Raw genomic sequence first — 9312 nt, 5'->3', positions numbered from 1 at the left:
CTGCCCGATTACCTGCCGCTGCTGCTGGAATTCCTCAGCCAGATCGATCCGCAGGAGGCGCGCGGCATCCTGCGCGATGCGGCGCCGATCTTTGCGCTGCTGCGCGACCGGCTGGAAAAGCGCCAGTCGGCCTATGCCGCGGTGCCGGCAGCCCTGCTGGCGCTCGCCGATGCCGGCGCCGTGGTCGCGCCGGTTCGCCCGCCCGAGGAGGAGGACGACAGCTTCGATGCTCTTGATCGGGCCTGGGAGGAAGCCGCCGTCACCTTCGGGCCAGAGAATGACCCGACGCGCGCCGGCAATGGTTGCGGCAAAGCCTCGGCCTGGGTGCAGGCCATGAATAATCCATCCCCGCGCTGAGACCGGAGGACGAAGCCATGATGCAGTATGTCGAGCATTTCCTGTTCGGGATCTATCCCTATATCGGCCTCAGCGTCTTCCTGATCGGCAGCCTGGTGCGGTTCGAACGCGGGCAATACACCTGGCGTAGCGGATCCAGCCAGATGCTGCGTGCGCGCCAGCTTCGCTGGGGTTCAAACCTGTTCCATATCGGCATCCTGTTCCTGTTCTTTGGCCATTTCGTCGGCCTGCTCACACCGCACTGGCTGTACGAGCATTTCATCACCGCCGGCGCCAAGCAGATGATGGCCGTTGTCTCGGGCGGCACGGCCGGCGTGATCTGCTTCATCGGACTGACCATGCTGCTGCATCGCCGCCTGACCGATCCGCGCATCCGTGCCACCAGCTCGTCGATGGATATCGCCATCCTGCTGGTGCTGTGGCTGCAACTGGTGCTTGGCCTCGTCACGCTACCCTTCTCGGTGCAGCACAGCGACGGCGGCACCATGCTGGCCCTGTCGGAATGGGCGCAGCGCATCGTCACCTTCCGTGGCGGCGCCGCCGAACTGGTGATGAATGTCGATTGGCCGTTCAAGCTGCACCTGGTGCTGGGCATCACCATCTTCGTGCTCTTCCCGTTCAGCCGCCTCGTGCATATCTGGAGCGTGCCGGTCGGCTATGTATTCCGCAGCTACCAGGTGGTGCGGCGCCGTTCCCCGGCGCGCCCCACTCTGTGATGCCGATCCTGTAAGGAGGCAGATTATGGACGTCATTCGCGTGAACAACGTGGCCATCGACGAAGCTGCCGTGCTGGCCGAGATGCAGTATCATCCCGCTGCCACGGCCGAGGAGGCGGGACGCCGCGCGGCCGAGGCCCTGGCGGTGCGTGAGCTGTTGCTGCAACGGGCCGAGGCTCTGGGCTTCGATCGCGAGGCAGAGGATGCCATCGACCGCGTGATCGCGACGGAAGTCTCGCTGCCCGCCCCGGACGAGGAATCCTGCCGCCGCTATTTCGATGCCAACCCCGACCAGTTCCGCAGCCCGTCGCTTTACGAGGCCCGCCATATCCTGCTGGCGGCCATGCCGGACGACGAGGAAGAACGTGAAGCTGCGCGGATGCAGGCTGAGACGCTGATCGCGGCGCTGCAGGGCGACCCGGAACGGTTCGGCCAGTTGGCGCAGCAATATTCGGCCTGTCCCTCGAAAGACTCCGGCGGCCATCTGGGCCAGTTCGCCAGCGGCAGCACGATCCCGGAATTCGAGACCTTCCTCGACAGCCTGGAGATCGGCCAGCTTTCGCCGGTGCCGGTGCCCAGCCGCTATGGCTTCCATGTGCTGCAACTCTTGCAGCGCGAGGCCGGCCGCGAGATGGCATACGAACAGGTACGCGAACGCGTCGCGGATTACCTCGCCGAGTCGGTGTTCCGCACTGCGATCCGCCAATATATTTCCGTGCTGGCAGCGGAAGCCGAGATCACCGGCGTGGCCCTGGCCGGCGCCGACTCGCCGCTGCTGCAGTGACATCATCATGCCGGATCGCGAACAAAGTTCCGGCACGCTGGCCCTGCGCCGTCTGCTACGCGGGTTTGAGCATTTCCATGACAGCTTCTTCGAAGGCGACGACCGGCCATATGAAAAGCTGGTCAGCGAAGGCCAGTCGCCGCGCGCCCTGGTGATCGCCTGTTCGGATTCGCGCTCCGATCCCGCCCTGCTGACCGAAGCCCAGCCGGGCGACCTGTTCGTGATCCGCAACGTGGCGGCTCTGGTGCCGGCCTATGAAAAACCGCGTGGCGTGCCCAAGGGCACCAGCGCGGCGGTGGAATTCGGCGTGCGCGCGCTGGAAGTCGATCATATCATCGTGTTGGGTCATTCCCATTGCGGCGGCATCCGCTTCCTGGCCGAACGTCGGGCCGGCAGCGCCGATTTCGAGTTCCTGCCTGACTGGGTGGCCATGGCCGGCGAGATGGTGACCGAGATGGAGAATCTTGCCAGCGAGGCTGGCGAGGCCGAACGGCTGCGCTGGCTGGAAAAGGCCGCCATCGGCCTGTCGCTGCGCAATCTGCAGAGTTTCCCATGGATCACCGAACGCGTGCAGGCTGGCAAGCTGGCTCTGCATGGCTGGCATTTCGATCTGCAACACGGGCAGATTCAGGCGATGGACGGCAGCAGCGGTCGCTTTCGCGCCGTGGCTGCCGGGGAATTGCCAGCGCCGGCTTGCGGCTGCTGCGAAGGCCTGATGGAACTGGTGGGGCGATGACACAGGCAACGGCAGCCATAGACCGCGGCAGACCGACATCACGCTGGCCGATCCTGCTGCAAAGCGGGTTCCGGCCGTTTTTCCTGTTTGCTGGCCTGCAGGCCAGCCTGTTCGTGCTGCTGTGGACATTGGTCTGGGCAATAGGCTGGGATCTGCCGCTGGGCGACAATCCCATATTGTGGCATGGCCATGCCATGCTGTTCGGCTTTGCCGCCGCCGCCCTGGCTGGCTTCCTGCTGACGGCGGTACCGAACTGGACCGAAGCTGGGCCGGTGCGCCGCCTGCGGCTGGTCTTGCTGGTCGGCTTCTGGCTGGCGGCGCAGATTCTGTCGCTGTTGCCATGGGCCATGCTCTTTGCCGTGGCCGATATCGGCTTCTGGCTGCTGCTGATCGCCTTCATCGCACCGGGCATCCTGAAGCGTAACGCCAAGCGCAACGGTGTGTTCGTCGTAATCCTGTCGGGCCTGACCGGACTGAACCTGCTCTGGCATTTGTCGTTGCGCTACGACTGGCAGGACACGGCCATGCTCTGCCTACAGGCGGCGTTGGGTTTTTTCCTGCTGGCCATCGGCATCATCGGTGGCCGCATCATTCCGGCCTTTACCATTGGCGGCCTGTTGCAGGCCGGCCACAGCGTTTTCATCGTACCGGCGCCGAAACTGGGGCTGGCCGCCAATGTTGTCCTGGCGTTGGCTTTGATTTCGAAGCTCGCGGCGCTGCCCGTTCCCGTTCAGGTAGGCGCTTATCTGCTGGCTGCCGGTCTGCATGGCTGGCGGCTGTCGCGCTGGTGGCGGCGCGAAGTGCTGCAACTGCCCATCATCTGGTCGCTGCATCTGGGCTATCTGTTTCTGCCGCTGGGCTTTGCGCTTGAAGCTGCCGGCGCGGCCAGACTGGTGCCGGCCCCGACCGGCATCCATGCCCTGGGCAGCGGAGGAGTCGGCCTGATGATTCTTGCGGTGATGACACGCGCCTCGCTCGGCCATACCGGGCGGCGGCTGGCTTCTCCGCCTGCGGCCACTGCTGCCTATCTCCTCGTGGCGGCTGGCGCGCTGCTGCGCATCATCGCGGCAGCGCTTCCGGAACTGGCGTTCAGTCATGTGCTGCTGGTGGCCAGCGGCCTGCTCTGGTCGGCCGGCTTTGCGGCCTTTGTCATCGGCTATGCCCGCATTCTCATCGCACCGCGCATCGACGGCCGTCCAGGCTGAGGCAGGAAAACAGATATCATGGCAAAACGATCTTCCACTCCCGCCGCACTGCCCCAGGCGGCACGCAATTTCGCCAGACGGCACAAGGCCGTCTGGCAGGCCTATGAAACGCTGGGCGCGGCCGCCGCCATGGCCGGCCCTCTCGATGCACGTACGCGTCGGCTGGTGAAGCTGGCGCTGGCGATTGGCGCCCAGGCGCAGGGAGCGGCCAAGTCTCACGCCCGCCGGGCCAAGGCCGATGGCGTCAGTCAGGCCGAGATGCATCACGTCGCCGCGCTGGCTGTTACCACGCTGGGTCCGCCGGCGGCCGTCCGCGCCATGGCATGGATGGATGAGGCGTCAGACAATACCGGTAAGAAGGCGAAGGGTAAGTAGAAGAAGGGAAGGTTGGTATCATGGAGTTATTGACATACAGCGGCCGCACGCTGGCCGATATCGCTGCCCATCTGCCAGGCGCCACCGGCGTATTCCGCGCCCACAAGCTTGATTTCTGCTGCGGTGGCGGCATCAGCCTGAAAGAGGCCGCCGCCAAGCGCGGCTTGGCGGTGGAAGAACTGGAAGGCGAATTGCGGGCGCTGGATACGGCTTCAGTGGCTACGGTACCGGCCAATACCGCAGACCTGATCGACCATATCCTCACCTGTTACCATGCCGTGCATCGCGTCGAACTGCCTGAGCTGATCCGGCTGGCGCGCCGCGTCGAAGCGGTTCACCGCAGCCACCCGGAGGCGCCGGCCGGGCTGGCCGACCTGCTGGCCGAGACGCTGCAGGAGTTGGACACCCATATGCAGAAGGAAGAAATGATGCTCTTCCCGATGATGAAACAGGGCGGCCATCCGATGATCATGCATCCGATTGCCGTCATGCAGGACGAACACGAGGAGCATGCCGACCGGTTGCGCCTGATCGAGGCGCTGACCAATGGCGGCATCGTGCCGGAGGATGCCTGCCTAACTTGGCAGGCGCTCTATGCCGGGACCCGCAAGCTGGTTGGCGACGTGATGGAGCATATCCATCTGGAAAACAATCTGCTGTTTCCGCGCTGGACTGGACCTGGCGCCTGATTCACGCCGGTCAGAAGGCTGAAATCCACCGGTAGGCCGGCTCGACGGGGTTGGTCCGTAGCCGGATTAGGGCTATAGGATTGGGTGTTTCGCCAAATCCTGTTCGTCGGCCTGAACGCCGGCGCAGCCGTTTTTCCGGTATCCGCCCTGTCCGAGCCACGCCCATCCTCCGGCGCCCGCCCCCCCTCCGTCGTGATCTTGGTCGCCATGTCTGCGCTGGGACCGATGGCGCTGAATATCTTCATGCCGTCGATGCCAGGACTGGCGAAGCATTTCCACGTCGATTACGGCCTGGTGCAGCTCACGCTCACCTTCTATCTGATCGGCCTCAGCTTGGCGCAGCTGGTCTATGGCCCCTTGAGCGACTGCTATGGCCGTAGGCCGGTTCTGGTCTGCGGCCTGGCGATTTTCTGCCTGGGCAGTCTGTTCTGCGCTTTTGCAACCTCGATCGAGATTCTGATGATCGGCCGCGCCCTGCAGGCAATTGGCGGTTGCTCCGGCCTGGTGCTGGGCCGTGCCATCATCCGCGACCTTTACGACCGCGACCGCTCGGCGGCGATGATTGGTTATGTCACCATGGCGATGTCGCTGGCGCCGATGTTTTCGCCGGCTTTGGGTGGCTATCTCGATACCCTGTTCGGCTGGCGTGCCAGCTTTGCCTTCTGCGCCCTGGCCGGCCTGGCCGTGTTTGCCTGGGTGGCCTTTACCCTGCCGGAAACCCTGAGAGAACCGGGGTTTGGCGAAGGTTTCCGGGCCATGCTGCGGGGCTATGGCGATCTGCTGCGCTCACCGGCCTTTTGTGGTTATGCATTGCAGACGGCCTTCACCTCCGGGGTGTTCTTCGCCTTCATCGCCGGGGCTCCCTTCGTGGTGGTAACCGTGATGGGTGAACCGGCTTCCAGCTATGGACTGTGGTTTATGGTCGTCTCGGTCGGCTACCTGACCGGTAATTTCCTTACTGGTCGTTTCGCGGTCAGGCTGGGGGTGGATCGCATGATCGCCTGGGGCGCGATGATCGGCCTGCTGGGCATCCTGGCGCTTGGCGCCACCGGCTGGTTCGGCCTGCTGACCCTGCCGGGCCTGTTCCTGCCCATGGCGGTAGTGGCATTGTCCAACGGCCTCACCCTGCCCAACGGCACGGCCGGTGCGGTCTCGGTCAATCCGCGCGCCGCCGGTGCTGCCGCCGGCCTCTCCGGCGCCCTGCAGATGCTGGTCGGGGCGGCAGCCGCCGTGCTGGTCGGCTATGGCCAGGACAGCGACCCGAGCCAGCATCCGATGATCTGGACCATGCTGGGCAGCGGTATCCTGGCCGTGCTCAGCTTCGCCATAGCCGCCAAATTCCGCTCCAGGCGCTCCTGAATCGCCCCTTGAAGCGGCGGCGGGTGCGATAAACCCGCATGATTTGCGGCTCCGATTCGCCCCGGATGTCGAAAAACCGCATGTCTAGCGGATTTTTGCGCTTTCCCCGATGGGCAAGAGCCCGGCGCGGTGCTATGGAGGATTCGGGAACCAACTCCCGATTCGTTCATAACAACATCTGACGCATCTTTTCTGAGGAGAGAGACCATGGCTAAAGCGGCCGCCACCAAGACGGTTACTGTGACCGCGAAGCAGATCGCCACTGCGCTGGCCGAGAAGCATGAGCTTCAGAAGAAGGCCACTGCCGGTCTGTTCGAGGAATTCTTTGCTGCCGTCACCAAGTCGCTGAAGAAGGGCGAGCGCGTTCGCCTCGGCGACCTCGGCATCCTGCAGGTCCGCAAGCGTGCTGCCCGCATGGGCCGCAACCCGCAGACCGGCGAGCCGATCAAGATCAAGGCTTCCAAGAAGGTTGCCTTCCGCGCCTCCAAGGTGTTGAAGGAATCGATCTGATCCGTCCCCAAAGGACGTCGTCCGATCCAGGGCCTGCCTTCCGGCAGGCCCTTTTTTCTTTGTCGGCCAGTATCCGTGACTGTCATCGTTCCGTCATCCGGGTCATGGAAAATTCACGGGACAAGTACGAGCCTCAGATTCATCTTCCCGGCCAAGGATTTGCCGTTGCAGCGATTCGCCGCTACGCACCGGCAAAAGCAGGTGACCGATGAACATGGCGCTCCGCCCAGCCCGTTACCGCACTATATGGATCTCTGATATCCATCTGGGCACTCGCGGCTGCAAGGCCGACCTGCTGCTGGAATTCCTCAAATACACCGAGGCCGACACGATCTATCTGGTCGGCGATATCGTGGATGGTTGGCGGCTGAAACGTTCATGGTACTGGAACCAGAGTCAGAATGATGTGGTGCAGAAGCTGCTACGCAAGGCTCGCAAGGGCGCCACGGTAATCTACGTGCCGGGCAACCACGACGAAGCCCTGCGCGATTTCATCGAGGATTACGGCCTGCAGTTCGGCGGCATCGCCGTGCAGATGGAAGCCATTCACCAGACCGCCGATGGCCGGAAATTCCTGGTAACTCACGGCGATCATTTCGACGGCATCGTCACCTGCGCCAAATGGCTGGCGCTGCTCGGCGACGCAGCCTATGGCTTCGCGCTCGGCCTGAACACCTGGTTCAACCACCTGCGCCGCAGGATGGGGCTGCCCTATTGGTCGCTGTCGGCCTATCTGAAGCACAAAGTGAAGAACGCTGTTGAGTTCATCTCCGACTACGAGCAGGCCATCGCCGAGGAAGCGCGCCGCCGCCATGTCGACGGGGTGGTCTGCGGTCATATCCATCATGCCGAGATTCGCGATATCGATGGCATCCTGTATTGCAATGATGGCGACTGGGTTGAAAGCTGTACCGCGTTGGTCGAACATGGCGATGGCCGGCTGGAAATCCTGCGTTGGGCGGAGTTGCGGGAAAATCTGGGCAGCTTCCTGATGCCTGACGAATCTCCGGCCGGGGGGGCATCTGATGCGGACGAGTCGGGCATGCGATCCGAATCCCTGCCTCGGCCAGCCCCCGAAACGGTTGGCTGAGCCCTTGTCTGTGGGGCGCCACACCCGGCCCACGGGTGAAGTGCCCGATTCGGTTGCCGATTCGCCCGCCAGTCGTATTGTTGATTGCTCGACAACTCTGGGCAGCGGCCCGTTTGCTTGATATTCTTTTGTTATGGGAGTGCTGTCTTCGATACTCGGTGCCATCGGCATCGGGGGTAAACAGGAAGCCATCAACCTGCGCCAGACCCCGTCTGGCATGCGGGCGGGTGACATCGTTGCCGGGACCGGCGACAAGGCGGAACCGGGCAAAATGGTCACCGTGCATTACGCTGGCTGGCTGTGGGAAAACAACAAACCCACCCGGATGTTCGACTCCTCCTACAAGCGTGGCCAGCCCTTCGAGTTCCTGCTCGGCCAGGGCAAGGTGATCAAGGGCTGGGACGAGGGCGTGGCCTATATGAAGGTCGGTGGCAAGCGGGCCCTGCTGATCCCGCCCTATCTGGCCTACGGTGCCCGCGGTAATGGCCGCATTATTCCACCGAACGCCACCCTGTTTTTCGAAATCGAACTGGTCGGCGTCCGCTAGGCGGGTGCCATGCCGGCCATGCTGCTGCCGCATTCCGGCGGCAATCTTTTCCGTGTCAAAACCTGTTCAGGAGATTTCTGCAATGCCGCTTTCCCGTCGTGCCGTTGCCGTCGCCATTGTCCTCGGTCTGTCGGCCGTCGCCCTGCCGCGGGTGCCGGCCTTCGCCCAGGAGCAGACCACGGCCTCCGGCCTGCGCTATACCGAGACCAAGCTGGGCAATGGCGAGATTGCGCGCAGCGGCCAGACCGCCGTGGTGCATTATACCGGCTGGCTGATGGAAGGCGGTAAGAAGGGGCGTAAATTCGACTCCTCGCGCGACCGTGGCCAGCCTTTCGCCTTTCCGCTTGGCGCCGGCCGGGTGATCAAGGGCTGGGATCAGGGTGTGGCCGGCATGAAGACCGGCGGCCAGCGCACCCTGGTGATCCCGCCGCAGCTCGGCTATGGCGCGGCTGGTGCCGGTGGCGGCGTGATCCCGCCGAATGCCACGCTGATCTTCGATGTCGAGCTGATCGAGCTCAGGTAAGACCCTCAACGACGATTTTCGGCCAGCGTGATGGCCAGTCCTTGGCCATCACGCGCGCCCGGTAATCCGCGATCCTGCGCTCGCCGCTCGGGGTCGGCCGCACCCGGCCGGCCAGCAGGTCGGCCACGCCATGCGGCGCCAGCAGGCGCAGCCCACCGTCATCATCCATGGTGACGGCCACGGCTGTGGGCGTTTCCAGCCAATGGCCGATGGCGTCCGCCGTATCCCGGTAGGGTTCATCGCGGTTCTTCAGGTGCATGCGCGCCATGTTGCGCACCGACCAGGTCTGGCTGACGCGGGCGGCGGTCAGTTCTGCTTCGGCTGCGATCTCGATGGCGCGGCCGGTATTGGCCGGGTCGAAATAAACGATATCGATGTCGTTGAGCGGGGTGCGCTGCGTGAAACCGCAGAGCCGGTCCCA

12 protein-coding genes and 1 pseudogene are annotated in these 9312 nt (G+C 63.8%); 12 read left to right on the top strand and 1 reads right to left on the bottom strand.

Annotated features, from left to right (window positions below; translation table 11 throughout):
- The 12 genes and pseudogenes from Q1J79_RS00255 to Q1J79_RS00200 form a co-directional block, all read left to right on the top strand.
- A pseudogene (locus tag Q1J79_RS00255) lies at positions 1-357 on the top strand (hypothetical protein); the annotation flags it as partial.
- Between the two features lie 17 nt (positions 358-374).
- A complete protein-coding gene (narI, locus tag Q1J79_RS00250) occupies positions 375-1073 on the top strand; it encodes a respiratory nitrate reductase subunit gamma (RefSeq protein ID WP_300295117.1) in 699 nt (232 codons plus the stop codon).
- A gap of 25 nt (positions 1074-1098) precedes the next feature.
- Positions 1099-1857, top strand: coding sequence for a peptidylprolyl isomerase (locus tag Q1J79_RS00245; RefSeq protein ID WP_300295115.1), 759 nt, complete (start codon positions 1099-1101; stop codon positions 1855-1857).
- Positions 1858-1864: 7 nt separating this feature from the next.
- Positions 1865-2593, top strand: coding sequence for a carbonic anhydrase (locus Q1J79_RS00240; protein ID WP_300295113.1), 729 nt, complete (start codon positions 1865-1867; stop codon positions 2591-2593).
- On the top strand, positions 2590-3798 hold the full coding sequence (locus Q1J79_RS00235) for an NnrS family protein (protein ID WP_300295111.1): 1209 nt from the start codon (positions 2590-2592) through the stop codon (positions 3796-3798). The genes Q1J79_RS00240 and Q1J79_RS00235 overlap by 4 nt, the downstream gene beginning before the upstream one ends.
- 18 nt (positions 3799-3816) lie before the next feature.
- Positions 3817-4173: a carboxymuconolactone decarboxylase family protein gene (locus Q1J79_RS00230; RefSeq protein ID WP_300295109.1), complete on the top strand. Its 357-nt coding sequence runs from the start codon at positions 3817-3819 to the stop codon at positions 4171-4173.
- Positions 4174-4193: 20 nt separating this feature from the next.
- Positions 4194-4862, top strand: a complete 669-nt coding sequence (gene ytfE / locus Q1J79_RS00225; RefSeq protein WP_300295107.1) for an iron-sulfur cluster repair protein YtfE — start codon at positions 4194-4196, stop codon at positions 4860-4862.
- Positions 4863-4958: 96 nt separating this feature from the next.
- Positions 4959-6221, top strand: a complete 1263-nt coding sequence (locus Q1J79_RS00220) for a multidrug effflux MFS transporter (RefSeq protein WP_367182933.1) — start codon at positions 4959-4961, stop codon at positions 6219-6221.
- 207 nt (positions 6222-6428) lie between these two features.
- The gene (locus Q1J79_RS00215; RefSeq protein WP_300295106.1) at positions 6429-6731 is read left to right on the top strand and encodes an HU family DNA-binding protein; all 303 of its coding nucleotides are present in this window, start codon (positions 6429-6431) and stop codon (positions 6729-6731) included.
- A 208-nt stretch (positions 6732-6939) separates the two neighbouring features.
- Entirely contained in the window at positions 6940-7821 is an 882-nt protein-coding gene (locus Q1J79_RS00210) for a UDP-2,3-diacylglucosamine diphosphatase (protein ID WP_300295104.1), read from the top strand.
- 217 nt (positions 7822-8038) lie between these two features.
- Entirely contained in the window at positions 8039-8368 is a 330-nt protein-coding gene (locus Q1J79_RS00205) for an FKBP-type peptidyl-prolyl cis-trans isomerase (RefSeq protein ID WP_367182932.1), read from the top strand.
- A gap of 82 nt (positions 8369-8450) precedes the next feature.
- Complete coding sequence (locus Q1J79_RS00200; RefSeq protein WP_300295100.1) at positions 8451-8891, top strand: FKBP-type peptidyl-prolyl cis-trans isomerase; 441 nt, start codon at positions 8451-8453, stop codon at positions 8889-8891.
- On the opposite strand, the gene Q1J79_RS00195 is transcribed toward Q1J79_RS00200, so the two are convergent.
- A partial coding sequence (locus tag Q1J79_RS00195) for a nucleotidyltransferase family protein (RefSeq protein WP_300295099.1) occupies positions 8884-9312 on the bottom strand: 429 nt, incomplete at its 5' end. The genes Q1J79_RS00200 and Q1J79_RS00195 overlap by 8 nt on opposite strands.

The sequence above is a fragment of the Ferrovibrio sp. genome (assembly GCF_029255545.1).
GTDB lineage: Bacteria > Pseudomonadota > Alphaproteobacteria > Ferrovibrionales > Ferrovibrionaceae > Ferrovibrio.
This window is presented reverse-complemented; position numbering and strand designations above follow the sequence as displayed.

Coding starts and splice junctions, on each gene's coding strand:
- narI (WP_300295117.1), top strand. CDS start 375: ATGATGCAGTATGTCGAGCATTTCCTGTTCGGGATCTATCCCTATATC.
- Q1J79_RS00245 (WP_300295115.1), top strand. CDS start 1,099: ATGGACGTCATTCGCGTGAACAACGTGGCCATCGACGAAGCTGCCGTG.
- Q1J79_RS00240 (WP_300295113.1), top strand. CDS start 1,865: ATGCCGGATCGCGAACAAAGTTCCGGCACGCTGGCCCTGCGCCGTCTG.
- Q1J79_RS00235 (WP_300295111.1), top strand. CDS start 2,590: ATGACACAGGCAACGGCAGCCATAGACCGCGGCAGACCGACATCACGC.
- Q1J79_RS00230 (WP_300295109.1), top strand. CDS start 3,817: ATGGCAAAACGATCTTCCACTCCCGCCGCACTGCCCCAGGCGGCACGC.
- ytfE (WP_300295107.1), top strand. CDS start 4,194: ATGGAGTTATTGACATACAGCGGCCGCACGCTGGCCGATATCGCTGCC.
- Q1J79_RS00215 (WP_300295106.1), top strand. CDS start 6,429: ATGGCTAAAGCGGCCGCCACCAAGACGGTTACTGTGACCGCGAAGCAG.
- Q1J79_RS00210 (WP_300295104.1), top strand. CDS start 6,940: ATGAACATGGCGCTCCGCCCAGCCCGTTACCGCACTATATGGATCTCT.
- Q1J79_RS00205 (WP_367182932.1), top strand. CDS start 8,039: ATGCGGGCGGGTGACATCGTTGCCGGGACCGGCGACAAGGCGGAACCG.
- Q1J79_RS00200 (WP_300295100.1), top strand. CDS start 8,451: ATGCCGCTTTCCCGTCGTGCCGTTGCCGTCGCCATTGTCCTCGGTCTG.